Below are 24,923 nucleotides of genomic sequence, written 5' to 3'. Positions count from 1 at the left end.
CCGCAGCGCGCGACCAGCTCTAAGAAACCCCCAGACCCCGCTTCCGCGCGGCAGTGGTCCCTTGCCACTGCGCACCACCGCGCGGAAGCGGCCCCCGGCCCCGGTCGCCCCTTCATTCCCCCGCACAGGCGACCGGGGCCACCCCTCATTTCCTCCGGCGGGGGTACCGGCTGCCCTTTGCGTGGTCCGTGGGTGGGGGTGCAGGGTCGCCCCCGCAGGGGATCGGCGGAGGCCGACCCGCACTGAACCTGGTGAGTACGCTCGCCGACCCCGAGGAGGTGAGCCCGAAGGCCCCGCCAACCCGCACCACCACCCGAGGCTGGGTCGACCCGCACAAATTCCAGCCTCGCCGGCGATTGAGGCGCGGGGGCCTCGGGGGCTGGCCCCCGACGACAACCCGCACAAAACCAGCCCGTCCGGCGCTTGAGGACGGACCCGTACCCCGCCCCGGGTGCACAGACGAACAACCCGCACCGCCCGGCACGGACCACCCGAACAAACCAAGCCCCGCCGCCGCATCGGCGCCGTCGTCCTCGTCCAGGATCCGGCCGGCCGGATCCTGCTCGTGAAGCCCACGTACAAGCCCGGGTGGCAGCTCCCCGGAGGCGGCGCCCGTGCGGGCGAGGCCGTCACCGACGCCGCCGCGCGGGAGCTGGCGGAGGAGACCGGGCTGCGGCTGCGGGTCAGCCGCTTCCTCGTCCTCGACCAGGTCCCCGCCAACCCGGACACCGGGTCCGCCGAAGGGTTCAACGTCGTCTGCGACGGCGGCACACTGACCCCCGCCGAAACCGAGGCCGCAGCGATCCCCGACACGGCCCGCGCCGAATTGGAAGACCTGCGGTGGGTGCCGCCGGCGCAGTTGGGCGAGTACGTCCGCCCGTACCAGGAACGCCGTATCCGGGCCGCGCTCGAAATCCGGGCGGGCGGGACATCGCTGCCGCTGCTGCTGCTCGGGGAGCCGGTCGCGTAGCAGCCGCACCACCAGGACTCCGCCCCCGCCACCTGATCCGCATCGTGTCCCCCACGGCAAAGATCACGGCGAGGGCGGGCACCACCCCGTTCGGCTGCCCCTGCCCACAGCGGGGACGGTCGGCAGCCCGACGGGCCGGTAAGGCATCACACCCAACAGGAAGGTCCAGCGATGAAGGCGATGAAGCCGTGGATTCTGAGCGACTGCGACCACGATTGGGTCAAGTGGAGTGGCGCTGACCGGTGCCGCAAGTGTGGCGCCACCCGGCGCTGATCCAGCCAAGGGGGAGGGGTGCCGGACAACCGGTGCCCCTCCCCGCGTCGAGTGGGAGAGCCGATGACGGAGCGAGTCGGATGGGAAGACCTCCCGGATGATCTGCGCAAGGCAGTTGAGGCGCGTACCGGACCGGTGCTCGCGTCGGGCAGCGTGACGAGCGGGTTCAACTGCTCCGTGGCGCTGGTGCTGCACACCCACCGCGCCGGACGCCTGTTCCTCAAAGGTGTGCGGACGTCCGACGATGCCGGGGTGGCGGGCCTGCGCTGCGAAGAGCGGATCAATGCGGCGGTCGGCGGCATCGGCCCCACCATCCGCTACCGCTTCGAGACGACTGGATGGGTCTGTCTGGCGTTCGCGCACATCGACGGGCGGCACGTCGATTACGGGCCCGGAACGCGCGACCTCGAAGCCGTCGCGCGCACCCTGCGCCGGATGCACCGCCTACGGACTCCCCGGGTTCCCGTCCCGCAGCTTCCGGACCGGTTCGCCGGACATCTGCGGCCCGGAGAAGCGGACGCGCTGCGCGGCACGCACCTCCTGCACACCGACACCAACCCCCACAACGTCCTCATCGACGAGGGCGGACACGCCCATGTCATCGATTGGGCCATGCCTGCCCTCGGACCCGCATGGGTCGACGCCGCGTACACCGCCACGTGGCTCATGACCTTTGGCCAGGACCCCGGGGAGGCGATGACGTGGCTGTCCGGCATCCCCAGTTGGCAACAGGCCAACCCCCCAGCGGTTGAGGCGTTCGTGACCGCGACGTGCAGCGAGTTCACCGCGAGCGTGGGAGAAGCAGCCGCAGCCGCGAGCAACAGCCGTTTCCGGCATCTGCTCGACGCCCTCGGCTCGTGACACCAGTACGCACGACAGCCCCACCCCCTCGGACCGGAAGGGGCAGGGCTGTCGCACATCCCGCTCAGCTCTTCGCGTTCGCCGCCTTCACCAGGGCGTCCTTCGTCACCGCGCCCACGTACACCGTGCCGTCGTCCGTCACCAGGGCGTTGACCACGCGGGTGCTGAAGACCCGGCCCGAGCCGAAGTCGCCCGTGGCCGTGTCGCCGAACATGTCGAGCACGCCGCTCGCCTCCTTCGGCAGGTCCTCCGCGTCGGCCGAGGCGAGCAGGCCGCCGCCCGGGGCCTTGAAGGTGGCGATCGACGTCCAGTCCTTGCCGAGGATGTCCAGGCCGCTGCCGGGCAGGCCGCCCGCCCAGTCACCGGCCCCGTTCTCCAGGTCCTCCAGCTCGGCGAGGCCCTTGTCGAGGTCGCCCCCGAGCTCCTTCTCCAGCTCCTTCAGCTCCCGGTCGGAGAGGCCGTGGCCGGCCTTCCCCTCGCCCTTCCCGCCGTCCTTCTCGTCACCCTCGGTGATCTTCGCGCCCTTCGGCGGGGTGAAGTCGAAGAGGGCGGGCGCTGGCTTGGCGAAGTTCACCTTGGTGAAGCCGATGTCGACCACGGGCTTGCCGCCGTCGCTCGCGTTGAGCGTCAGCCTGAGCGGGGTGCCGGTCTCGGAGTCCACGGAGATCTTGATGGAGCGGATGGTCGAACCGCTCTGCTTGGGCTTGATCGCGAGCTGGTACGCGTCCCGGCCCGCTATCTGCGCGGTGCCGTCGACCGTGATCGAGGTGCTGGAGCCGTCCGCCGCCTTCAGCACGGCCTCGGCGGCCTCCCGGGGCGTCGTCGGCAGCGCGTCGGCGCCGCCCTTCGCGCCCTTCCCCGCGTCCTTCGCGGACTTCCCGGAGGGGAGGCCCTTCTCGTGGTAGACCTCGTTGCTCTCGCTGTTGTACGCCCACAGCTCGCCACCGTTGTGGATCAGGCTGTACTCGGAGGTGTCGTCCAGGAGCGAGACCTTCTGGCGGTCGGGGCCGTCGACGGCGACGCGCAGCGTGTGCGTGCCGGTCGCCAGCTCCGTCAGCTTCTCCTCGGGGGAGGCCGAGGGGCTGCCGCCGCCCTTCGTGGCGCCGGGGGCGAAGGACTCCAGGGCGTCGAGGCCCGGGAGGCCCAGGTCCGTGGTGATCTTCACCGTGCCGGAGAGGCGCTCGGTGTCGGAGGCGGCGATCCTCTCGATCAGCTGCTGGGCGGTGACCTTGGGCAGGTCGGGGTCCCCGGAGGCAGCCAGCGCCGGCACCAGTCCGATGGTCGCCGCCGCCACACCGGCCACGGCGACCGGGACGGCGTAGCGTGCCGCCAGCTTGCGGCGGCCGCCCGCGTCCTGGTTCTGCTCGGTGCTCTGTGCGCTGTCATTGGCTGCCATGGTGGGCCCTACCTCCGTGGTCGGTCAGAAGCGTCGGTGCCGGACGGTCCAGCCGCCGGGTCGTACCGTCCTCTCCCCGGAAGGGGCCGTTCGGTGGCGGCCTCGCTCCGGGGCGATGTATCCATGACACCAAATCCGCGCCGCGCGGGCGTCCGCCCCCGGGAGCAACTTGGCGTACTGCTCAGGGATGACGGAACGGCGAGGCGCCTCCCCCTTCCCGTAGGGGAGGCGCCCTGTCCGAAGCCGGGGATCCTTACCCCGCGGGCAGCGGCCCGCCGCCGTCGCCGCTGGTCCCGCGCCGGGCGGTGGACTGCCGTACGCCGGGGCCTACTTCAGGATGAAGACGTAGTCGGCCCCGTAGGCGACCTTCGCGATGGCGCCCTTGGCGCAGCTGCCCCGGGGGGCGACGCCGCCGACGGTGTTGAGCCGCAGGATCTCGTGGTTCCTGGCGAGCAGACCGCTCGCCCGGCCGGACCGGGTGGCCTTGAGGACCAGCTCGGGGATGTTCCTGGCGCCGTTGTCGACCTTGCTGATGAGGGTGCCGGTCACGGCGCTGCGGTCGGGCGCGATCCACTGCGGCGTGCCCGAGTTGGGGGCGACGAAGGAGTGGGCGATCTTCCCGCCGAGGGTCGCCGTCACATCGCGCTGCTGGAAGGACCAGCCGCCGGCCGGGGCCTTCTTGCACTCGTAGACCTGCCGGCCCTTGACGACGGACGCCTGGAAGTTGTCCAGGGCCTTGGCGAACGGGAAGCCCTGGGTCACCCGGTGGAACTGGGCGCGGACGGCGCCGCCGGGGAACCGGGCGGTGTGCAGGTTGGCGTAGAAGCCGTTCGGGTTCTTGACGAACTCCTCCAGCACGGCCTTGTCCTTGACCTTGACCGTGCCGGTCACCGCACCCTTCCAGCCGTCCAGGTACGTGATCCTGCTGAGCAGCGGGGTGAAGTCGATCTTGACGCCGCCGTTGGTGCCGCGCTTGCCCTGGTGGATGTGGAGCGCGGTCGGCTTGTCGGTGCCCCGGAACTTCACCGCGACCGAGACCCGGTCGCCCTGGACGCGGACGAACTGGAGCGCCTGGCCGTCGCGGTCGCCGACAGCGGGGCCGCCCGGCACGGGGACCTCGTTGGCGCCGTTGAGGCCGGCCGCGAAGTACCACGCCTTCGCCTTCGCGTCGGCGCCCCGGGCGGTGACGACCTCGGCGGCGCCGTGTCCGGCGTGGCCGCTCCCGGCGGCTGAGCCCTTGCCGTCGGCGGCGACGGCGGGAAGTACGGCGAGCCCCACACCGGCTGCGGCAGCGACAGCGGTGGTGCCGATCAGTATGGCCTTGGTGCGCTTCATGAGGAAACTCCCCGTACCGGTGCCTACGCCCTGTGCGTCGGCTTCCGGGCATGGGTACGAAGGGCGTCCCCATCCGGACTCAGTCCAGACCTGTGACCTGCGTCACGGGTCTACTCCACCGCCCTGACCAGGCACTTCAGCCCTCAGAACGGCAAAACGCCCCGAGGTCACCGACCCCGGGGCGCCGACAAAAACGTACCTGCGGGAACGTGCCTCAGCCCGCCCGGTGCACCACCGCGTCGCACAGCTCCTCCAGCGCGGCCTTCGCGAAGCACTCCGGCAGCGGCGCCAGCGTCGACCGCGCCTCCTCCGCGTACCGCACGGTGTCCCGGCGGGCCCGCTCCAGCGACGGATGCCCCCGCAGCCGGCGCAGCACCTCCGCGAGGCGGTCGTCGTCCGCGAGGTCCCCGTCCAGCAGCGCGACCAGCTCCAGGTCCTCCGGGAGCCCCAGCGCCTTGGCCCGTTCCCGCAGATGGAGCACCGGCAGCGTCGGAATGCCCTCGCGCAGGTCGGTGCCGGGGGTCTTGCCCGACTCGTGCGAGTCGCTGGCGATGTCGAGGACGTCGTCCGCGAGCTGGAAGGCGACCCCCAGCCGCTCCCCGTACTGGGTGAGGATGTCCACGAACCGCTCGTCGGCGCCGGCCATCAGCGCGCCGATCCGGCCGGAGACCGCGATCAGCGAGCCGGTCTTGCCCGCGATGACGTCGAGGTAGTGCTCGACCGGGTCGCCCCCGTCCCGGGGTCCGGCCGTCTCCAGGATCTGGCCGGTGACCAGCCGCTCGAAGGCCTCGGCCTGGATCCGGACGGCCTCGGGGCCGAGGTCGGCGAGGATGTGGGAGGCGCGCGCGAAGAGGAAGTCGCCGGTCAGGACCGCGACGGAGTTGCCCCAGCGGGCGTTGGCGCTGGGCACCCCGCGCCGCACGTCGGCCTCGTCCATCACGTCGTCGTGGTAGAGGGTCGCCAGATGGGTCAGCTCCACGACCACGGCGGCCGGGACCACACCCGGGGCGTACGGGTCGCCGAACTGGGCCGCCAGCATCGTCAGCAGGGGCCGGAACCGCTTCCCCCCGGCCCGTACGAGGTGCTGTGCCGCCTCCGTGATGAAGGGCACCTCGCTCTTGGTCGCATCGAGCAGACCCGCTTCCACGGCCGACAGTCCGCTGTGGACATCGGCCTCAAGAGCCTGGTCCCGCACGCTCAGCCCGAACGGCCCGACGACGGTCACGAGGTGGTCTCCTGTCTGCTGATCATCACACGGATTGTCGATGTGTCGGTGGATTCACTCAAGTCAGCGTATCCGGTCGCCTTTCGATCACCGTGAGCGCCCGCCCGCCTCCCCCGGTATGTTCGTGATCAGCACATAAGACAAGAATCTGCCAGAAACGGTCTATTTCGCCAAAGTCAGCGTTCAACCGGGGAAAGTGCCCACCAGCGACTCCGGCGAACGGCCACCCACCGCGCGACAAGGCCCCGCCATGCGCCACCGCCTTCGGTTCCCCTATGAAACCAGCCATCAGGATGTCCGGATCCCCGTGCACGGCAGCCGGGGAGCCACCACCCTCTTCGCCCGGGTCTGGCGCCCGCTCACCGATGAGCCTGTCCCCGTACTGCTGGAGTATTCGCCGGAAAGGCTGACGGACACGACCGTCGCACGCGACGCCCAGCGCCACCCCTGGTACGCGGGACACGGCTACGCCTCCGTACGCGTCGACGCGCGCGGCCACGGCAACAGCGGCGGCACCCCCGACCCGGCCGGGCTCCCCACCTCCCCCGCCGTCCTCGCCGACGCCGTCGATGTCGTCGACTGGCTGGCCACCCGGCCCTGGAGCACCGGCCGGATCGGCATGTTCGGCATCGGCTGGGGCGGCGCCTGCGCCCTGGGCACCGCCGGGCTCGACCCCGAGCCCCTGGCCGCCGTCGTCGCGGTCTGCTGCGGCGCCGACCCCTACGCAGACCTCTACCCCGGCGGCGCCGCGACCGCCGACGCCACCGCCCTCACCGCCGCCGACCAGCTCTCCGCCGGCTGCCGCCCGCCCGACCCCGTCCACACCGGCGACGACTGGCGCGAACGCTGGCTGGAGCGGCTGGCGGCCGTCGAGCCCGCCGCCCACCACTGGCTCGCCCACCAGCTCCGGGACGACTTCTGGGCCGCCGCGGGCGCCGGTCCACAGGCCCTGGCCGCCGCCCGGGCCGCCGTCCTCGCCGCCGGCGGCTGGTACGACCCCCACCGCGAGACCGTGCTGCGGCTGCTGGCCACGCTCCCCGCGGACCGGGTGCGCGGACTGATCGGGCCGTGGTCCCACCAGTACCCCGACCACGGGCGGCCCGGCCCCGCGATCGGCTTCCTCCAGGAGACCCGCAGCTGGTGGGACCACCATCTGAAGGGCATCGACAACGACGTCATGGCCGGACCCGCGCTCCGCCTGTGGAGCGAGAGCCCCGGGCCGGATCCCGCCGGGCGGTGGACCGGCCTGCCCGCCCGGCCCGCCCCGGCCGTCACCCCCGTGGGGTACGAGCTGCACGGCGGCCCCGACGGCCCCGGCCTCGTCGTCGCCTCCCCCCAGTGCACCGGCCTGGAAGCCGGCCCGTACCTCCCCGACGGAAGTGCCACCACCGGCGACCAGCGCGCCGACGACGCCCGCTCGGCCTGCTTCGAGTTCCCCGTGACCGGTGAGGAGCCGCTGGAGATCCTGGGCAGCCCCCGGGTGACCCTGCGGCTGCGCCTGGCCGTACCCCACGGGCTGGCCGTCGCCCGGCTCTGCGACATCGCCCCCGACGGCACCTCCACCCCCGTCACCCTGGGCGTCCTCGACCTCTCCGCCCGCCACGGCACCGAACGCGCCCACGCCTGGCCCCCCGGCACCACCGAGGACGTCTCCTTCGCCCTCACCGCCACCGGCCACACCTTCCGGCCCGGCCACCGGATCCGGCTCGCCGTCTCCTCCGCCTACTGGCCCTGGTTCTGGCCCCCGCCCGGCGCGGCCGGGTTCCTCCTCGCCCCCGGGGGCTCCCTGCTCGAACTCCCCGTACGGGAAAGCCCCGACGGACCCGACGGACCCGACAGGCCCGGCCGGGTGCGGCCGCCCGAGGCCGAACCGGAAGCCGCCGCCGGGCCCCTCATCGGCACGGCGGGCACCCTGGACGGACCCTCCCGCCCGGCCCGGCTGCTGACCCGGGACCCGGAAGCGGGGTGGTGGCGGCTGGAGACCGTCCCCGTACCCGGCGGCACCCAGGTCCTGCCCGACGGCCTGGAGGTCACCGACGAGGCCCTGCACACCCGTACCGTCCAGGAGCGCGACCCCCACTCGGCCGGGATCACCGCCGTCCGGCACACCCGGCTGCACCGGCCCGCGCTCGGCTGGGACACCAGCGTCGAGACCCGCTCCCATGTCTGTGCCGACGCCGACGACTTCACCCTCAGGGACGAAGTCGTCTGCCGCCACGGAACGGAGATCGTCTTCCACCGGACCTGGGAGAAACGGATTCCGCGACTGGCCGGATGATCACCTCTGCCGGGCCGGCACCCCCGCGACGTACGGTGTCCTCACCCCAAGGAAAGCGAGGCACGCACCGATGTCCGAGCAGAGCCCGCTCGAACTGGCCGGGGACGACCCCTTCGGCCCGCACAACCTCCCCTACGGCGTCTTCACCACGGCGGACGAGCCCGAGCGCCGGCGGCTCGGCGTCCGGATCGGCAACCACGTCCTCGACGCGGGAGCGGCCGCCGCCGCCCTCGGCTCCCCCTACACCGCCCTGCTCGGCGGACCGGGCCTCGACCCGCTGCTCGCCGCCGGACGGACCGCCTGGCGCGATGTGCGCCGGGCGCTCACCGGCTGGGTGAGCGTCCCCGCCCACCGCGCCGTCATAGAGCCCCTGCTGATCCCGCTCCCCGCCGTCACCATGCGGCTGCCGTACCAGGTCGGCGACTACGTCGACTTCTACGCGAGCGAGCACCACGCCACCAACGTGGGCCGGATCTTCCGCCCGGACGGCGAGCCGCTGACCCCCAACTGGAAGCACCTGCCCATCGGTTACCACGGCCGCTCCGGCACCGTCGTCGTCTCCGGCACGGACGTCGTACGCCCCCGCGGCCAGCGCAAGGCGCCCGCCGACCCCGTGCCCGTCTTCGGCCCGAGCGTCAAGCTCGACATCGAGGCCGAGGTCGGCTTCGTCGTCGGCGTCCCCTCCGAGCGGGGCACACCGGTGCCGCTCGCCGACTTCCGCGACCACGTCTTCGGGCTCTCGCTCCTCAACGACTGGTCGGCACGCGACCTCCAGGCCTGGGAGTACGTCCCGCTCGGGCCCTTCCTCGGCAAGTCCTTCGCCACCTCCGTCTCCGCCTGGGTCACCCCGCTGGAGGCCCTGGACGACGCCCGCTGCGCGCCGCCCGCCCGCGACGTCGCCCTCCTGCCCTACCTGGACGACGCCGGCGAGGACGAGCCCGGCGGCTTCGACCTGCGGATCAGCGTCGCCGTCAACGGCCATGTGATCGCCGAGCCGCCGTTCGCGACGATGTACTGGACCGCGGCCCAGCAACTCGCCCATATGACGGTCAACGGGGCCTCGCTGCGCACGGGCGACCTGTTCGGCTCCGGCACGGTCAGCGGCCCCGAGCGGCACCAGCGCGGCTCGCTCCTCGAACTGACCTGGAACGGGCGGGACCCGCTGGCACTGCCGGAGGGCGAGCGCGCCTTCCTGGAGGACGGCGACGAGGTGACGATGACCGCGTGGGCCCCGGGCCCCGGTGGGGTACGGGTCGGCCTGGGCGAGGTCACCGGCCGCGTGGTGCCCTCCGCCTGACAGCAGTACTGAATCCCGGGGGCTCAGGAGGCCGGCGCGGCCGGGCGTACGGGGCAGGGCCCCAGCCCGGCGGGTTCGGCTCCGGCGCCGACGCCCCTACGACAGCGGGGCCCGGGAAGACCGGGCCCCGCGATCGGTGACGCTGAAGGGTGTTGATGGCTCAGCGGGCAAACACCCCGGCCTGGCCCGCCAGATCGAGGAAGTACTGCGGTGCGACCCCGAGCACCAGGGTCACGACGACACCCGTCCCGATCGCCGCCATGGTCATCGGCGAGGGCACGGCGACCGTGGGGCCGTCGGCCTTGGGCTCGCTGAAGAACATCAGCACGATGACCCGGATGTAGAAGAACGCGGCGATCGCCGACGCGATCACACCCACGACCACCAGCGCGCCCGCGCCGCCCTCGGCCGCCGCCTTGAAGACGGCGAACTTGCCGGAGAAGCCCGCCGTCAGCGGAATCCCCGCGAAGGCCAGCAGAAAGACCGCGAAGACCGCCGCGACCAGCGGAGACCTGCGCCCGAGCCCCGCCCACTGGGAGAGGTGGGTCGCCTCGCCGCCCGCGTCCCGCACCAGCGTGACCACGGCGAACGCGCCGATCGTCACGAACGAGTACGCGCCCAGGTAGAAGAGGACGGATGAGACCCCCTCCTCGGTCACCGCGACGACGCCGACCAGGATGAACCCGGCGTGGGCGATGGACGAGTACGCCAGCAGCCGCTTGATGTCGGTCTGCGTGATGGCCACGATCGCGCCACCCAGCATGGTGACGATGGCGACGCCCCACAGCACCGGCCGCCAGTCCCAGTTGAGCCCCGGCAGGACGACGTAGAGCAGCCGCAGCAGCGCGCCGAAGGCCGCCACCTTGGTCGCCGCCGCCATGAAGCCGGTGATCGGTGTCGGGGCGCCCTGGTAGACGTCCGGGGTCCACATGTGGAACGGGACCGCGCCGACCTTGAAGAGCAGCCCCATGAGGATCAGCGCCGAACCGGTCAGCAGCAAAGCATCGTTGCCCATGGTGTCGGCGAGCGCCGGATCGATGGTGCGGACGCTGCCGTCGACCACGTCCGCGATCCGGGCGTACGACACGGAGCCCGCGTACCCGTAGAGCAGCGCGACACCGAAGAGGAGGAACGCCGAGGAGAACGCGCCGAGCAGGAAGTACTTCACCGCGGCCTCCTGCGACATCAGCCGCCGGCGGCGGGCGAGGGCGCAGAGCAGGTACAGCGGCAGCGAGAAGACCTCCAGCGCGATGAAGAGCGTCAGCAGATCGTTGGCGGCGGGGAAGACCAGCAGCCCGGCGATCGCGAACAGCGCCAGCGGATAGACCTCGGTGGTGGTGAAACCGGCGCGGACCGCGGCCCGCTCGTTGTCGCTGCCGGGGACGGCCGCGGCCTGGGCGGTGAAGGAGTCCACCGCGTGGCCGTGGTCCAGCGGGTCGAGCCTGCGCTCGGCGAAGGTGAGCACGGCCACCACCGACGCCAGCAGGATCGTGCCCTGGAGGAAGAGCGTCGGCCCGTCGATGGCGATCGCGCCCATGGCGGCGATGTTCACCTTCGAGGTGCCGTAGCCGGCCTCGGCGAGGCCGACGACGGCGGCGAAGGCGGCGGCGAGCGCGGTCAGCGTCAGCCCCACCTGGGTGGGGTAGCGCAGCCGGCGCGGCAGGAACGCCTCGGCGAGCAGGCCGACGATCGCCGCGCCGACGACGATGAGCATCGGCGCCAGCTGGGCGTACTCGATCTCCGGGGCGGGGATCCGATCGACCGGCCCGGCCGCCGTCGTCCACAGGGTGTGGACAGCTTCAGGGCTCACTTCGCCGCCTCCACATCGGGCCGGGGGTCAGTCTTCTGGACATCCGACAGGGTGTGTTCCACCGCCGGGTTGACGACCTCCGTCAGCGGCTTGGGGAAGACGCCGAGGAGGATGAGGAGCGCGATCAGCGGGGTGATCACCGCCAGCTCCCGCGCCTTGAGGTCGGGCATCCCCGCCACCTCCTCCTTCACCGGTCCGGTCATGGTCCGCTGATAGAGGACGAGGGTGTAGAGCGCGGCCAGCACGATGCCGGAGGTGGCGATGATCCCGGCCGCCGGATAGCGGGAGAAGGTGCCGACCAGCACCAGGAACTCGCTGACGAACGGGGCGAGGCCGGGCAGCGAGAGCGTGGCCAGGCCGCCGATGAGGAAGGTGCCCGCGAGCACCGGCGCGACCTTCTGCACCCCGCCGTAGTCCGCGATGAGCCGCGAGCCGCGCCGGGTGATCAGGAAGCCGGCCACCAGCATCAGCGCGGCGGTCGAGATGCCGTGGTTGACCATGTAGAGCGTGGCGCCCGACTGGCCCTGGGAGGTCATCGCGAAGATCCCGAGGACGATGAAGCCGAAGTGGGAGATCGACGCGTACGCGATCAGCCGCTTGATGTCCCGCTGGCCGACCGCGAGGAGCGCCCCGTAGACGATGCTGATCAGCGCGAGCACCAGGATCACCGGGGTGGCCCACTCGGAGGCCCCGGGGAAGAGCTGGAGGCAGAAGCGGAGCATCGCGAAGGTGCCGACCTTGTCGACCACGGCCGTGATGAGGACCGCGACCGGCGCGGTCGCCTCGCCCATCGCGTTGGGCAGCCAGGTGTGCAGCGGCCACAGCGGCGCCTTGATGGCGAAGGCGAAGAAGAAGCCGAGGAAGAGCCACCGCTCGGTGTTGGTGGCCATCTCCAGCTCGCCACTGGCGCGGGCGGCGGCGATCTCGGTGAGCGAGAAGCTGCCCGCGACCGCGTAGAGACCGATCACGGCCGCCAGCATGATCAGCCCGCCGACCAGGTTGTACAGCAGGAACTTGACCGCCGCGTACGAGCGCTGGGCGGCCGCGTTCTGGTCGGTGCCCGCGTGGGCCCGGTCGCCGAAGCCGCCGATGAGGAAGTACATCGGGATGAGCATGGCTTCGAAGAGGATGTAGAAGAGGAAGACGTCGGTGGCCTCGAAGGAGAGGATCACCATCGCCTCGACCATCAGGATCAGGGCGAAGAAGCCCTGGGTGGGCCGCCAGCGGCTGCTGCCGGTCTCCTGCGGCTCGGCGTCGTTCCACCCGGCGAGGATCACGAACGGGATCAGCAGCGCGGTGAGCGCGATCAGCGCCACCCCGATGCCGTCGACGCCCAGTTCGTAGCGGACGCCGAAGTCGGCGATCCAGGAGCGGTTCTCGGTGAGCTGGTAGCGGTCGCCGCCCGGGTCGAAGCGGACGAAGACGACCGCGGCCAGCGCCAGGGTGACGAGCGAGAAGAACAGCGCCACCCACTTGGCGGCCGTGCGCCGGGCGGCGGGCACGGCGGCGGTGACGATCGCACCGATCGCCGGGACCGCGGCCGTCGCGGTGAGGAGGGGAAAGGACATCGCGGTTACACACCCCTCATCAGCAGGGTCGCGGCGATCAGTACCGCCGTACCGCCGAACATGGACACGGCGTACGAGCGGACGTAGCCGTTCTGGAGTTTGCGCAGCCGGCCGGAGAGGCCGCCGACGGAGGCCGCGGTGCCGTTGACCACCCCGTCGACCAGGGTGTGGTCGACGTAGACCAGCGAACGGGTCAGATGCTCACCGCCCCGGACCAGGACCACATGGTTGAAGTCGTCCTGGAGCAGGTCGCGGCGGGCCGCCCGGGTGAGCAGCGAGCCGCGCGGCGCGGTGACCGGCACCGGCCGCCGCCCGTACATCACCCAGGCGATGGTGACACCGACGGCGAGGGCGACGACGGTGAGCCCGGTGACGGTCGCGGCGCTCATCGGCGGGTGGCCGTGCTCCGCGCCGGTGACCGGCTCCAGCCAGTTCAGGAAGCGGTCGCCGATGGAGAAGAAGCCGCCCGCGAAGACCGAGCCGAAGGCCAGCACGATCATCGGGATGGTCATCGACTTCGGCGACTCGTGCGGATGCGGCTCATGGCCCTCGGCGTCGGGCTGCCAGCGCTTCTCGCCGAAGAAGGTCAGCACCATCACGCGGGTCATGTAGAACGCGGTGATGGCGGCGCCCAGCAGGGCGACCGAGCCGAGGATCCAGCCCTCGGTGCCGCCCTTGGCGAAGGCCGCCTCGATGATCTTGTCCTTGGAGAAGAAGCCGGAGAGCCCGGGGAAGCCGATGATGGCGAGATAGCCGAGGCCGAAGGTGACGAAGGTGACCGGCATGTACTTCCGCAGGCCGCCGTACTTGCGCATGTCCACCTCGTCGTTCATGCCGTGCATGACCGAACCGGCGCCGAGGAAGAGCCCGGCCTTGAAGAAGCCGTGCGTCACCAGGTGCATGATCGCGAAGACATAGCCGATGGGCCCGAGCCCCGCGGCCAGGATCATGTAGCCGATCTGCGACATCGTGGACCCGGCGAGGGCCTTCTTGATGTCGTCCTTGGCGCAACCGACGACCGCACCGAAGATCAGAGTGACCGCGCCGACGACCACGACCGCCAGCTGGGCGTCCGGGGCCGCGTTGAAGATGGCGCCGGAGCGGACGATCAGATACACGCCCGCCGTCACCATGGTGGCCGCGTGGATCAGGGCCGAGACCGGGGTCGGGCCCTCCATCGCGTCCCCCAGCCAGGACTGGAGCGGCACCTGCGCCGACTTGCCGCAGGCCGCCAGGAGCAGCATCAGGCCGATCGCCGTCAGCGTGCCCTCCCCCGTCTCCCCCACGGAGCCGAGCACCGGCCCGAACGCGAAGGTCCCGAAGGTGGTGAACATCAGCATGATCGCGATCGACAGGCCGATGTCGCCGACCCGGTTGACCAGGAACGCCTTCTTCGCCGCCGTCGCCGCGCTCGGCTTGTGCTGCCAGAAGCCGATGAGCAGGTAGGAGGCGAGACCGACGCCCTCCCAGCCGAAGTACAGCAGGAGGTAGTTGTCGGCGAGGACCAGCAGCAGCATCGCCGCCAGGAAGAGATTGAGATAGCCGAAGAAGCGGCGGCGGCGCTCGTCGTGCTCCATGTAGCCGATGGAGTAGACGTGGATCAGCGTGCCCACACCGGTGATCAGCAGGACGAAGGTCATCGACAGCTGGTCGAGCTGGAAGGCGATGTCCGCCTGGAAGCCCTCCACCGGGATCCAGCTGAACAGATGCTGGTGCAGGGCCCGGTCGTCCACGTCCCTGCCCAGCATGTCCACGAAGAGCACCGCGCCGACGGCGAAGGACGCGGCCGCGAGCGCGGTGCCGAGCCAGTGGCCGGCGCGGTCGAGCCGCCGGCCTCCGCACAGCAGCACCACGGCTCCCAGCAGCGGCGCGGCGACCAGCAGCGGCGCGGCGACCAGCAGCGCAATCAGGTTATCCACGTTCAGCCCCTCACAGCTTCATCAGGCTGGCGTCGTCGACCGAGGCCGAGTGGCGGGACCGGAACAGGGACACGATGATCGCGAGGCCCACCACGACCTCGGCGGCGGCGACGACCATCGTGAAGAAGGCGATGATCTGGCCGTCGAGGTTGCCGTGCATCCGGGAGAAGGCGACGAGCGCGAGATTGCAGGCGTTGAGCATCAGCTCGACGCACATGAAGACCACGATCGCGTTCCGCCGGATCAGTACACCGACCGCGCCGATCGTGAACAACAGCACGGCCAGATAGAGGTAGTTGACCGGACTCACCGATGGGCCTCCTCGTCGTCCCGGCCCCTGTCCTCGGCTGCCGCCGCGTCATCGGTGGTACCGGTATCGGTGTCACCGGTGCGGTCGTCCGGTCCGTGTCCATGGCGTCCGAGCCGTTCCTCGGAACGCTGCTCCAGTGCCTTCAGATCGCCCAGCGCCCGCTGGGAGACATCGCGGATCTGGCCGCGCTCCCGCAGCGTCCGGCTCACCGTCAGCTCGGACGGGGTGCCGTCGGGCAGCAGGCCGGCGATGTCCACCGCGTTGTGCCGGGCGTAGACACCGGGCGCGGGCAGCGGCGGCAGCTGTGTGCCCGCGCGCACCCGCTCGGCGGCCAGCTCGCGCTGGGTCCGCGCCCGCTCGGTGCGCTCCCGGTGGGTGAGCACCATCGCGCCCACCGCCGCCGTGATCAGCAGCGCGCCGGTGATCTCGAAGGCGAAGACGTACTTGGTGAAGATCAGGGCCGCGAGGCCCTCCACATTGCCGCCGTGCTCGCTGTTGGCCGCGCCCAGGCCGTTGAACTCCTTGAGCGAGGCGTTGCCGATGCCGGCGGTCAGCAGGACCCCGAAGCCGGTCCCGCAGAGCGCCGCCAGCCAGCGCTGGCCCTTCAGCGTCTCCTTGAGGGAGTCGGCCGCGGTGACGCCGACCAGCATCACCACGAAGAGGAAGAGCATCATGATCGCGCCGGTGTAGACGACGATCTGGACCACGCCCAGGAAGTAGGCGCCGTTGGCGAGGTAGAAGACCGCCAGAATGATCATGGTCCCGGCGAGGCAGAGCGCGCTGTGCACGGCCCGCCTCATCAGGATCGTGCAGAGCGCTCCCGCCACGGCGACGGTCCCGAGCACCCAGAACTGCACGGCCTCGCCGGTCGACGTCGCCGTCGCGGCCAGGGCCTCCAGCGGGATCGGGCCACTCATGCGTCCACCTCCTCGCCCTTCTCCCCCTGGGAGACGGCGATCTGGCGGACCGTGCCGGGGGCGGCCTCCGTGACCAGGCCCCGGTAGTAGTCGCCCTCGTCCATCCCGGGGAAAATGGCGTGCGGGGTGTCGACCATCTCCTCCGTCAACCCCGCGAGCAGCTGCTCCTTGGTGTAGATGAGGTTCTCGCGGGAGCTGTCGGCCAGTTCGAACTCGTTCGTCATCGTCAGCGCCCGGGTGGGACACGCCTCGATGCACAGCCCGCACAGAATGCAGCGGGCGTAGTTGATCTGGTAGACGCGGCCGTACCGCTCGCCCGGGGAGTAGCGCTCCTCCTCCGTGTTGTCCGCGCCCTCCACATAGATCGCGTCGGCCGGGCAGGCCCAGGCGCACAGCTCGCAGCCGACGCACTTCTCCAGCCCGTCCGGATGCCGGTTGAGCTGGTGCCGCCCGTGGAAGCGCGGCGCTGTGACCTTCGGCTGCTCCGGATACTGCTCGGTCAGCCGCTTCTTGAACATGGCCTTGAAGGTCACGCCGAAGCCGGCGACCGGATTCTGGAACCCCTGCTCGGATTCCCGTTCCCGTTCCTCAGACACCGTCACCCTCCTTTCCCTCGCGAGATCCCTCACTCACCGTGTCGGGTCCGCCACTGACAATCAGCTCGCGCTCCCGGCGGGGACGCCGGCGCGGCACCGGCGGCAGACTCTGGCCGGGCAGCGGCGGTACGGGGTAGCCGCCCGCCATCGGGTCGAAGGGCGCGGCGGCCTCCTCCGCCTCCCGTACGGCCCGTTCCTTCTTCTCCTTGTCGCCGCGGAAGAGGTCCACGACGTAGGAGAGGACCAGCAGCGACAGCACCGCCCCGGCGACGTAGAGCACGATCTGCTGGAAGTCGTAGTTCTCGTTCCGCAGCGCCCGTACGGTCGCGACCAGCATCAGCCAGACCACCGACACCGGGATGAGCACCTTCCACCCCAGCTTCATCAGCTGGTCGTAGCGGACCCGGGGCAGCGTGCCGCGCAGCCAGATGAAGAAGAACAGCAGCAGCTGGACCTTGAGGACGAACCAGAGCAGCGGCCACCAGCCCTGGTTGGCGCCCTCCCAGAACGCGGAGATGGGGTACGGGGCGCGCCAGCCGCCGAGGAAGAGGGTGACCGAGACGGCGGAGACGGTGACCATGTTGACGTACTCCGCCAGCATGAACAGCGCGAACTTGATGGAGCTGTACTCGGTGTTGAAGCCGCCGACGAGGTCGCCCTCGGACTCCGGCATGTCGAAGGGGGCGCGGTTGGTCTCGCCGACCATGGTGACGACGTAGATGATGAACGAGACCGGCAGCAGCAGGATGTACCAGCGGTCCGCCTGCGCCTCCACGATCGCCGACGTCGACATCGACCCCGAGTAGAGGAAGACGGAGGCGAAGGCCGCACCCATGGCGATCTCGTACGAGATCATCTGCGCGCACGAGCGGAGCCCGCCGAGCAGGGGGTAGGTGGAGCCGGAGGACCAGCCCGCCAGCACGATGCCGTAGATGCCGACCGAGGCGACCGCGAGGACGTAGAGCATCGCGATCGGCAGATCGGTCAGCTGCATCGCGGTGCGGTGGCCGAAGATGGAGACCTGGTTGTCCGCCGGGCCGAAGGGGATGACCGCGATCGCCATGAAGGCCGGGATCGCGGCGATGATCGGCGCCAGGATGTAGACGACCTTGTCCGCCCGCTTGACGATGACGTCTTCCTTCAGCATCAGCTTGACGCCGTCGGCGAGGGACTGGAGCAGGCCCCAGGGGCCGTGCCGGTTGGGGCCGATGCGCAACTGCATCCAGGCGACGACCTTGCGCTCCCAGACGATGGAGAAGAGCACCGTCACCATCAGGAAGGCGAAGCAGAACACCGCCTTGATCAGCACCAGCCACCAGGGGTCGTGGCCGAACATCGAGAGGTCCTCGGCCGCGAGGACCTGCACCTGGGAGATCATGCGCGCACCTCCGGTGCCTCGGTCGCGGACGCGGGGGCGGCCGGTGCGATACGGACCAGCTCGCCGGGGCGGGCCCCGGTGTCGGAGAGGACGCCGCCGCCGGTGGAGTTCAGCGGCAGCCACACCACCCGGTCGGGCATCTCGGTGATCTCCAGCGGCAGCAGGACCGTGCCGGCGGGGCCGGTGACGGCGAGTTCACCGCCGGCCTCGACACCGGACTCGGCGGCCGTGGCCGCCGACAGCCGGGCGACGGCCGCGTGCCGGGTGCCCGCGAGCGCGGTGTCGCCGCGCTGGAGCAGCCCCTGATCGAGAAGGAGCCGGTGACCGGCGAGCACGGCCTCGCCCTCACCGGCGCGGGGCAGCGGACGGGCGGACTCCATGGGCTCCCCGGCCCCGGCGCCGCGCCAGCCGGAGAGCCGGTCCAGCTCCCGGCGCACGGCGGCGACATCGGGCAGCCCCAGGGGGACGTCCATGGCGTCGGCGAGCATATGGAGGACCCGGGCGTCGCCGGGGGCGAGGGTGCGGGTCATCTGCTCCGGCTTGAGCGCCGCCTCGAACGACCGGGCGCGGCCCTCCCAGTCAAGGAAGGTGCCGGACTTCTCGGCGACGGCCGCCACCGGCAGGACCACGTCCGCCCGTTCGGTGACCTCGCTCGGCGCCAGCTCCAGGGAGACCAGGAAGCCGACGGCGGACAGGGCCTCGCGGGCGCGGGCCGGATCGGGCAGGTCGGCGACCTCGACCCCGGCGACCAGCAGCGCTCCCAGCGCCCCGGTGGCCGCCGCGTCCAGGATTCCGGCGGTGTCGCGGCCGTAGCGCGAGGGCAGGTCGCGCACCCGCCAGACCTCGGCGGTCTCCTCGCGGGCCCGGGGGTCGGTCGCGGGGCGCCCGCCGGGCAGCAGCGAGGGCAGCGCACCGGCCTCGACGGCGCCCCGCTCACCGGCCCGGCGCGGGATCCACACCAGGCGGGCACCGGTCGCGGTGGCGGCCCGGACGGCGGCGGTGAGCCCGCCGGGGACCCCGGCGAGGCGTTCGCCGACGACGATGAGCGCGCCCTCGGCCCGCAGCGACTCCGCGGCCTCGGCGCCGCCGGCGTCCAGTCCGACCTGTCCGGCGAGGGCGTCGAGCCATTCGGTCTCGGTGCCGGGGGCGGCGGGCAGCAGGGTGCCGCCGGCCTTGGTGAGGCCGCGGGTGGCGTGGGAGGCGAGCGCGTAGGTGCGCTGGCCGTGCTTGCGGTGGGCCTTGCGCAGCCGCAGGAAGACCCCGGGGGCCTCCTCCTCGGCCTCGAAGCCGGCCAGGAGCACGGCGGGTGCCTGCTCCAGCAGGGTGTACGTGACGCCGGTGCCGTCCAGGTCCCGGCCCCGGCCGGCGACGCGCGAGGCCAGGAAGTCGGCCTCCTCGCCGGAGTGGACCCGGGCCCGGAAGTCGATGTCGTTGGTGCCGAGGGCGACGCGGGCGAACTTGGCGTACGCGTAGGCGTCCTCCACGGTGAGCCGGCCACCGGTCAGCACCCCGGCCCGGCCACGCGCGGCGGCGAGTCCGGCGGCCGCCGCGTCGAGCGCCTCGGGCCAGCTCGCGGGCCGGAGCACGCCATCGGCGTCGCGCACCAGCGGGGTCGTGAGCCGGTCCCGCGCCTGCGCGTACCGGAAGCCGAACCGCCCCTTGTCGCAGATCCACTCCTCGTTGACCTCGGGGTCGTCGGCGGCGAGCCGCCGCATGACCTTGCCCCTGCGGTGGTCGGTGCGGGTGGCGCAGCCCCCGGCGCAGTGCTCGCAGACGCTCGGCGAGGAGACCAGGTCGAAGGGGCGGGAGCGGAAGCGGTACGCGGCCGAGGTCAGCGCGCCCACCGGGCAGATCTGGATGGTGTTGCCGGAGAAGTACGACGCGAAGGGGTCGCCCTCGCCGGTGCCGACCTGCTGGAGCGCGCCCCGCTCGATCAGTTCGATCATCGGGTCGCCGGCGACCTGGTTGGAGAAGCGGGTGCAGCGGGCGCAGAGCACACAGCGTTCGCGGTCCAGCAGCACCTGGGTGGAGATCGGCACCGGCTTCTCGTACGTCCGCTTCCTGCCCTCGAAGCGGGAGTCGGTGTCGCCGTGGGACATCGCCTGGTTCTGGAGGGGGCACTCGCCGCCCTTGTCGCAGACGGGACAGTCCAGCGGATGGTTGATCAGCAGCAGCTCCATCACGCCCTTCTGCGCCTTCTCGGCGGTGGGCGAGGTGAGCTGGGAGCGGACGACCATGCCGTCGGTGCAGGTGATGGTGCACGAGGCCATCGGCTTGCGCTGGCCCTCGACCTCGACGATGCACTGGCGGCAGGCGCCCGCGGGGTCGAGGAGGGGGTGGTCGCAGAAGCGGGGGATCTCGATGCCGAGGAGTTCGGCGGCGCGGATGACGAGCGTCCCCTTGGGCACGCTGATCTCGGCGCCGTCGATGGTCAGCGTGACCAGATCCTGTGGCGGCTCGCCGCCCTGGCCGCCCCCGGGAGGAGCGCTGGTGGTCACGGTCATGCGGTCACCTCCGTACGGTGATCGGCCCAAGCGGTGGACCTGGCGTGGTCGAAGGGGCAGCCGGCGCCGTCGATGTGCTCCTCGTACTCCGCGCGGAAGTGCTGGAGCGAGGAGAAGATGGGGGCGGCGGCGCCGTCGCCGAGGGCGCAGAACGACTTGCCGTTGATGTTGTCGGCGATGTCGGCGAGCTTGTCGAGGTCGGAGTGGACGCCCTTGCCGTCCTCGATGTCGCGCAGCAGCTGGACCAGCCAGTAGGTGCCCTCCCGGCAGGGGGTGCACTTGCCGCAGGACTCGTGGGCGTAGAACTCGGTCCAGCGGGTGACGGCCCGGACCACGCAGGTGGTCTCGTCGAAGCACTGGAGGGCCTTGGTCCCGAGCATGGAGCCGGCCGCGCCGACGCCCTCGTAGTCGAGGGGGACGTCGAGGTGTTCGGCGGTGAGCAGCGGGGTCGAGGAGCCGCCGGGGGTCCAGAACTTGAGGCGGTGGCCGGGGCGCATGCCGCCGCTCATGTCGAGGAGCTGGCGCAGGGTGATGCCGAGGGGGGCCTCGTACTGTCCGGGGCCCGCGACATGGCCGCTGAGGGAGTAGAGCGTGAAGCCCGCGGACTTCTCGCTGCCCATCGAACGGAACCAGTCCTTGCCCCGGTTGAGGATCGCGGGAACCGACGCGATGGACTCGACGTTGTTCACCACAGTGGGGCACGCGTACAGGCCGGCGACCGCGGGGAAGGGCGGGCGCAGCCGGGGCTGGCCGCGGCGTCCTTCGAGCGAGTCGAGCAGTGCGGTCTCCTCACCGCAGATGTACGCGCCGGCGCCCGCGTGCACCGTGATGTCGAGGTCGAGTCCGCTGCCGAGGATGTTCCGGCCGAGGTAGCCCGCCTCGTAGGCCTCGCGGACGGCTTCGTGGAGCCGCCGCAGGACGGGGACGACCTCGCCGCGGAGATAGATGAAGGCGTGGTTCGAGCGGATCGCCCAACAGGCGATGATCATGCCTTCGATCAGGGAGTGCGGGTTGGCGAAGAGGAGGGGGATGTCCTTGCAGGTGCCGGGTTCCGACTCGTCGGCGTTGACGACGAGGTAGTGGGGTTTGCCGTCGCCCTGCGGGATGAACTGCCACTTCATCCCGGTGGGGAAGCCGGCGCCGCCGCGGCCGCGCAGTCCGGAGTCCTTGACGTAGGCGATGAGGTCGTCGGGGGCCATGGCGAGGGCCTTGCGCAGGCCCTGGTAGCCGTCGTGGCGCCGGTAGGTCTCCAGCGTCCAGGACTCGTCCTCGTCCCAGAAGGCGGAGAGGACGGGGGAGAGCAGTTTCTCGGGGGCGGCCTCGCCCTCGCGACGGGCGGTGTCGTCGTGTTCGGTGGACAAGGTCATCACTTCCCCTCCTCGGCGTCCTCGGCGTCCCCGGTGGAGCCGGGCGCCGCGGGGGTGGTGTCCTCGGCGTTCTCGGCGCTCTGGCCGCTCTCGGTGCTCTCGCCGCGCGGGGCGACGACGCGGGCGGGGCCCTCGCCCTTCGCGAGGCGGAGCCCGGCGAGGGAGGCGGGCCCGGCTCCTCCGGTGGCGGCGACGGCTCCGGGGCGCTCGTCGGGGAAGCCGGCGAGGATCCGCGCGGTCTCCTTGAAGGTGCACAGCGGCGCTCCCCGGGTGGGGGCGACGGGGCGGCCCGCGCGCAGGTCGTCGACGAGCCCGCGGGCGGACTCGGGGGTCTGGTTGTCGAAGAACTCCCAGTTCACCATGACAACGGGGGCGAAGTCGCAGGCCGCGTTGCACTCGATGTGCTCCAGCGTGACCAGTCCGTCGTCGGTGGTGCCGCTGTCGCCGACGCCGAGGTGTTCCTTCAGGTCGGCGAAGATGGCGTCGCCGCCCATGACCGCGCAGAGGGTGTTGGTGCAGACGCCGACCTGGTAGTCGCCGGAGGGCCGGCGGCGGTACATGCTGTAGAAGGTGGCGACGGCGGTGACCTCGGCGGTGGTCAGCTCCAGCACCTCGGCGCAGAACCGGATCCCGGTGCGGGAGACGAAGCCCTCCTCGGACTGGACGAGGTGGAGCAGCGGCAGCAGCGCCGAACGGGAGTCGGGGTAGCGGGAGATGACGTCCTTGGCGTCCGTCTCCAGCCGGGCGCGTACCTCGGCCGGGTAGTCGGGGGCGGGGAGCTGGGGCATCCCGAGCGCGACTTCCTGGTTGGAAGACTGGGCCGTCATCGGTCGACGCCTCCCATCACGGGGTCGATGGACGCGACGGCGACGATGACGTCGGCGACCTGGCCGCCCTCGCACATCGCCGCCATGGTCTGGAGGTTGGTGAAGGACGGGTCGCGGAAGTGGACCCGGAAGGGGCGGGTGCCGCCGTCGGAGACGACATGGGCGCCCAGTTCGCCCTTGGGCGACTCGACGGCCGCGTACACCTGTCCGGCGGGGACCCGGAAGCCCTCGGTGACCAGCTTGAAGTGGTGGATCAGGGCCTCCATCGAGGTGCCCATGATCTTCTTGATGTGGTCGAGGGAGTTGCCGAGGCCGTCGGGGCCGAGCGCGAGCTGCGCGGGCCAGGCGATCTTCTTGTCGGCGACCATGACCGGGCCGGGGGCGAGCCGTTCGATGCACTGCTCGACGATCCGCAGCGACTGGCGCATCTCCTCCAGGCGGATGAGGAAGCGGCCGTAGGAGTCGCAGGTGTCGGCGGTGGGGACCTCGAAGTCGTAGGTCTCGTATCCGCAGTACGGGTCGGTCTTGCGCAGGTCGTGGGCGAGTCCGGCGGCGCGCAGGATGGGTCCGGTGGCGCCCAGGGCCATGCAGCCGGTGAGGTCGAGATGGCCGATGCCCTGCATCCGGGCCTTGAAGATGGGGTTGCCGGTGGCGAGCTTGTCGTACTCCGGCAGGTTCTTCTTCATGGTCTTCACGAACTCGCGCAGCCGGTCGACGGTGCCGGCGGGCAGGTCCTGGGCGAGGCCGCCGGGCCGGATGAAGGCGTGGTTCATCCGCAGTCCGGTGATCAGCTCGAAGAGGTCGAGGACCAGCTCGCGGTCGCGGAAGCCGTAGATCATGATGGTGGTGGCGCCCAGCTCCATCCCGCCGGTGGCGATGCACACCAGATGGGAGGAGAGCCGGTTCAGCTCCATGAGGAGGACCCGGATCACGGAGGCGCGGTCGGGGATCTGGTCCTCGATGCCGAGCAGCTTCTCCACGGCGAGGCAGTAGGCGGCCTCGTTGAAGAAGGGCGTGAGGTAGTCCATCCGCGTCACGAAGGTGGTGCCCTGGGTCCAGGTCCGGAATTCGAGGTTCTTCTCGATGCCGGTGTGGAGGTAGCCGATGCCGCAGCGGGCCTCGGTGACGGTCTCGCCGTCGATCTCCAGGATCAGCCGGAGGACACCGTGGGTGGAGGGGTGCTGGGGGCCCATGTTGACGACGATGCGTTCGTCGTCGGCGCGGGCCGCGCTGCGGGCGACCTCCTCCCAGTCGCCGCCGGTGACCGTGTAGACGGTGCCCTCGGTGGTCTCCCGGGCCGCGGCCCGCGAGGCCCGGGTGGGGGAATCTGCGTGGGGAGTGGCCATCAGCTGTACGACCTCCGCTGGTCCGGAGCCGGGATCTGGGCGCCCTTGTACTCGACGGCGATGCCGCCGAGCGGATAGTCCTTGCGCTGCGGGAAGCCCTGCCAGTCGTCCGGCATCATGATCCGGGTGAGGGCGGGGTGCCCGTCGAAGACCAGGCCGAAGAAGTCGTAGGTCTCGCGCTCGTGCCAGTCGTTGGTCGGGTAGACGGAGACCAGCGAGGGGATGTGCGGATCGCTGTCGGGGGCCGAGACCTCGATCCGGATCAGCCGGCCGTGGGTGAGCGAGCGCAGATGGTAGACGGCGTGCAGCTCGCGGCCCTTGTCGTCGGGGTAGTGGACCCCGCTGACGCCGGTGCACAGCTCGAACCGGAGCGCCGGGTCGTCGCGCAGGGTGCGGGCGGTCCGGAGCAGGTGCTCCCGCGCGATGTGGAAGGTCAGCTCGCCCCGGTCCACCACGGTCTTGTCGATGGCGTGTTCGGGGACGAGTCCCTGTTCCTCCAGGGCGCCCTCCAGTTCGTCGGCGACCTCGTCGAACCAGCCGCCGTAGGGGCGGGAGGCCGGGCCCGGCAGCCGTACGGATCGGACGAGTCCGCCGTAGCCGGAGGTGTCGCCGCCGTTGTTGGCGCCGAACATGCCGCGCTGGACGCGGATCTCCTCGCCGTGGTCGCCGCGCTGGCCCGGAAGGTTCTGCTCGCTGAGTTCCTTCTCGGGGTTCGGCTGGTCCGTCATCGCCCCTCCTCGGGGGCC

The 24,923-nt window shown here is 71.4% G+C and carries 19 protein-coding genes; 4 read left to right on the top strand and 15 right to left on the bottom strand.

The genetic code is table 11. The features are described from left to right. Nucleotides 1–451 precede the first annotated feature (451 nt). Both SYYSPA8_RS24580 and SYYSPA8_RS24575 read left to right on the top strand, forming a co-directional pair. Nucleotides 452–970, top strand: a complete 519-nt coding sequence (locus SYYSPA8_RS24580; protein ID WP_323449487.1) for an NUDIX hydrolase — start codon at nt 452–454, stop codon at nt 968–970. A 336-nt stretch (nt 971–1,306) separates the two neighbouring features. Next, complete coding sequence (locus SYYSPA8_RS24575) at nt 1,307–2,104, top strand: phosphotransferase (protein ID WP_323449486.1); 798 nt, start codon at nt 1,307–1,309, stop codon at nt 2,102–2,104. A 64-nt stretch (nt 2,105–2,168) separates the two neighbouring features. Here SYYSPA8_RS24575 and SYYSPA8_RS24570 read toward each other — a convergent pair whose 3' ends face one another. From SYYSPA8_RS24570 to SYYSPA8_RS24560, 3 genes are all read right to left on the bottom strand, one after another. After that, nucleotides 2,169–3,500: a LolA family protein gene (locus tag SYYSPA8_RS24570; protein WP_323449485.1), complete on the bottom strand. Its 1,332-nt coding sequence runs from the start codon at nt 3,498–3,500 to the stop codon at nt 2,169–2,171. A gap of 327 nt (nt 3,501–3,827) precedes the next feature. After that, the gene (locus SYYSPA8_RS24565; RefSeq protein WP_323449484.1) at nt 3,828–4,835 is read right to left on the bottom strand and encodes a CHRD domain-containing protein; all 1,008 of its coding nucleotides are present in this window, start codon (nt 4,833–4,835) and stop codon (nt 3,828–3,830) included. Between the two features lie 214 nt (nt 4,836–5,049). Next, entirely contained in the window at nt 5,050–6,060 is a 1,011-nt protein-coding gene (locus SYYSPA8_RS24560; RefSeq protein WP_323449483.1) for a polyprenyl synthetase family protein, read from the bottom strand. Between the two features lie 250 nt (nt 6,061–6,310). On the opposite strand from SYYSPA8_RS24560, the gene SYYSPA8_RS24555 reads away from it, so the two are divergent. Together SYYSPA8_RS24555 and fahA are read left to right on the top strand one after the other, a co-directional pair. Continuing rightward, a complete protein-coding gene (locus SYYSPA8_RS24555; protein WP_323449482.1) occupies nt 6,311–8,338 on the top strand; it encodes a CocE/NonD family hydrolase in 2,028 nt (675 codons plus the stop codon). Between the two features lie 70 nt (nt 8,339–8,408). Then, nucleotides 8,409–9,635: a fumarylacetoacetase gene (gene fahA, locus SYYSPA8_RS24550; protein WP_323449481.1), complete on the top strand. Its 1,227-nt coding sequence runs from the start codon at nt 8,409–8,411 to the stop codon at nt 9,633–9,635. A 160-nt stretch (nt 9,636–9,795) separates the two neighbouring features. Here fahA and nuoN read toward each other — a convergent pair whose 3' ends face one another. Genes nuoN through SYYSPA8_RS24490 form a run of 12 tightly spaced genes read right to left on the bottom strand, consistent with a single transcriptional unit; the run spans nt 9,796 to nt 24,905 of the window. Continuing rightward, a complete protein-coding gene (gene nuoN / locus SYYSPA8_RS24545) occupies nt 9,796–11,445 on the bottom strand; it encodes an NADH-quinone oxidoreductase subunit NuoN (RefSeq protein WP_323449480.1) in 1,650 nt (549 codons plus the stop codon). Beyond that, nucleotides 11,442–13,013 (bottom strand): NADH-quinone oxidoreductase subunit M, encoded by a 1,572-nt coding sequence (locus tag SYYSPA8_RS24540; protein ID WP_323449479.1) that lies wholly within the window; start codon nt 13,011–13,013, stop codon nt 11,442–11,444. The genes nuoN and SYYSPA8_RS24540 overlap by 4 nt, the downstream gene beginning before the upstream one ends. 5 nt (nt 13,014–13,018) lie before the next feature. After that, nucleotides 13,019–14,932 (bottom strand): NADH-quinone oxidoreductase subunit L, encoded by a 1,914-nt coding sequence (nuoL, locus tag SYYSPA8_RS24535; protein WP_323449478.1) that lies wholly within the window; start codon nt 14,930–14,932, stop codon nt 13,019–13,021. 10 nt (nt 14,933–14,942) lie between these two features. Continuing rightward, entirely contained in the window at nt 14,943–15,242 is a 300-nt protein-coding gene (gene nuoK, locus SYYSPA8_RS24530) for an NADH-quinone oxidoreductase subunit NuoK (protein WP_323449477.1), read from the bottom strand. Further along, a complete protein-coding gene (locus SYYSPA8_RS24525; RefSeq protein ID WP_323449476.1) occupies nt 15,239–16,159 on the bottom strand; it encodes an NADH-quinone oxidoreductase subunit J in 921 nt (306 codons plus the stop codon). The genes nuoK and SYYSPA8_RS24525 overlap by 4 nt, the downstream gene beginning before the upstream one ends. Next, complete coding sequence (gene nuoI, locus SYYSPA8_RS24520; RefSeq protein WP_407706073.1) at nt 16,156–16,761, bottom strand: NADH-quinone oxidoreductase subunit NuoI; 606 nt, start codon at nt 16,759–16,761, stop codon at nt 16,156–16,158. The genes SYYSPA8_RS24525 and nuoI overlap by 4 nt, the downstream gene beginning before the upstream one ends. Continuing rightward, a complete protein-coding gene (gene nuoH, locus SYYSPA8_RS24515; RefSeq protein ID WP_323449474.1) occupies nt 16,748–18,133 on the bottom strand; it encodes an NADH-quinone oxidoreductase subunit NuoH in 1,386 nt (461 codons plus the stop codon). The genes nuoI and nuoH overlap by 14 nt, the downstream gene beginning before the upstream one ends. Continuing rightward, the gene (locus SYYSPA8_RS24510) at nt 18,130–20,637 is read right to left on the bottom strand and encodes an NADH-quinone oxidoreductase subunit G (RefSeq protein WP_323449473.1); all 2,508 of its coding nucleotides are present in this window, start codon (nt 20,635–20,637) and stop codon (nt 18,130–18,132) included. The genes nuoH and SYYSPA8_RS24510 overlap by 4 nt, the downstream gene beginning before the upstream one ends. Continuing rightward, a complete protein-coding gene (nuoF, locus tag SYYSPA8_RS24505; RefSeq protein ID WP_323449472.1) occupies nt 20,634–22,004 on the bottom strand; it encodes an NADH-quinone oxidoreductase subunit NuoF in 1,371 nt (456 codons plus the stop codon). Before nuoF ends, SYYSPA8_RS24510 begins: the two co-directional genes overlap by 4 nt. Then, the gene (nuoE, locus tag SYYSPA8_RS24500; protein ID WP_323449471.1) at nt 22,004–22,831 is read right to left on the bottom strand and encodes an NADH-quinone oxidoreductase subunit NuoE; all 828 of its coding nucleotides are present in this window, start codon (nt 22,829–22,831) and stop codon (nt 22,004–22,006) included. Before nuoE ends, nuoF begins: the two co-directional genes overlap by 1 nt. After that, nucleotides 22,828–24,177: an NADH-quinone oxidoreductase subunit D gene (locus SYYSPA8_RS24495; RefSeq protein ID WP_323449470.1), complete on the bottom strand. Its 1,350-nt coding sequence runs from the start codon at nt 24,175–24,177 to the stop codon at nt 22,828–22,830. The genes nuoE and SYYSPA8_RS24495 overlap by 4 nt, the downstream gene beginning before the upstream one ends. Further along, on the bottom strand, nt 24,177–24,905 hold the full coding sequence (locus tag SYYSPA8_RS24490; RefSeq protein WP_323449469.1) for an NADH-quinone oxidoreductase subunit C: 729 nt from the start codon (nt 24,903–24,905) through the stop codon (nt 24,177–24,179). Before SYYSPA8_RS24490 ends, SYYSPA8_RS24495 begins: the two co-directional genes overlap by 1 nt. Nucleotides 24,906–24,923 lie beyond the last annotated feature (18 nt).

It is taken from the genome of Streptomyces yaizuensis, from assembly GCF_034961445.1.
In the GTDB taxonomy this organism is placed as follows: domain Bacteria; phylum Actinomycetota; class Actinomycetes; order Streptomycetales; family Streptomycetaceae; genus Streptomyces; species Streptomyces yaizuensis.
The sequence above is the reverse complement of the archived record's forward strand: the minus strand, read 5'-3'. Positions and strand labels throughout refer to the sequence as shown.

What these genes read in the sequence shown, in the direction of transcription:
- SYYSPA8_RS24565 (WP_323449484.1), bottom strand. Translation starts at nt 4,835, where the DNA reads ATGAAGCGCACCAAGGCCATACTGATCGGCACCACCGCTGTCGCTGCC.
- SYYSPA8_RS24540 (WP_323449479.1), bottom strand. Translation starts at nt 13,013, where the DNA reads ATGTCCTTTCCCCTCCTCACCGCGACGGCCGCGGTCCCGGCGATCGGT.
- SYYSPA8_RS24525 (WP_323449476.1), bottom strand. Translation starts at nt 16,159, where the DNA reads ATGAGTGGCCCGATCCCGCTGGAGGCCCTGGCCGCGACGGCGACGTCG.
- nuoH (WP_323449474.1), bottom strand. Translation starts at nt 18,133, where the DNA reads ATGATCTCCCAGGTGCAGGTCCTCGCGGCCGAGGACCTCTCGATGTTC.
- SYYSPA8_RS24570 (WP_323449485.1), bottom strand. Translation starts at nt 3,500, where the DNA reads ATGGCAGCCAATGACAGCGCACAGAGCACCGAGCAGAACCAGGACGCG.
- SYYSPA8_RS24495 (WP_323449470.1), bottom strand. Translation starts at nt 24,177, where the DNA reads ATGGCCACTCCCCACGCAGATTCCCCCACCCGGGCCTCGCGGGCCGCG.
- SYYSPA8_RS24490 (WP_323449469.1), bottom strand. Translation starts at nt 24,905, where the DNA reads ATGACGGACCAGCCGAACCCCGAGAAGGAACTCAGCGAGCAGAACCTT.
- SYYSPA8_RS24510 (WP_323449473.1), bottom strand. Translation starts at nt 20,637, where the DNA reads ATGACCGTGACCACCAGCGCTCCTCCCGGGGGCGGCCAGGGCGGCGAG.
- SYYSPA8_RS24555 (WP_323449482.1), top strand. Translation starts at nt 6,311, where the DNA reads ATGCGCCACCGCCTTCGGTTCCCCTATGAAACCAGCCATCAGGATGTC.
- nuoE (WP_323449471.1), bottom strand. Translation starts at nt 22,831, where the DNA reads ATGACGGCCCAGTCTTCCAACCAGGAAGTCGCGCTCGGGATGCCCCAG.
- nuoF (WP_323449472.1), bottom strand. Translation starts at nt 22,004, where the DNA reads ATGACCTTGTCCACCGAACACGACGACACCGCCCGTCGCGAGGGCGAG.
- SYYSPA8_RS24575 (WP_323449486.1), top strand. Translation starts at nt 1,307, where the DNA reads ATGACGGAGCGAGTCGGATGGGAAGACCTCCCGGATGATCTGCGCAAG.
- fahA (WP_323449481.1), top strand. Translation starts at nt 8,409, where the DNA reads ATGTCCGAGCAGAGCCCGCTCGAACTGGCCGGGGACGACCCCTTCGGC.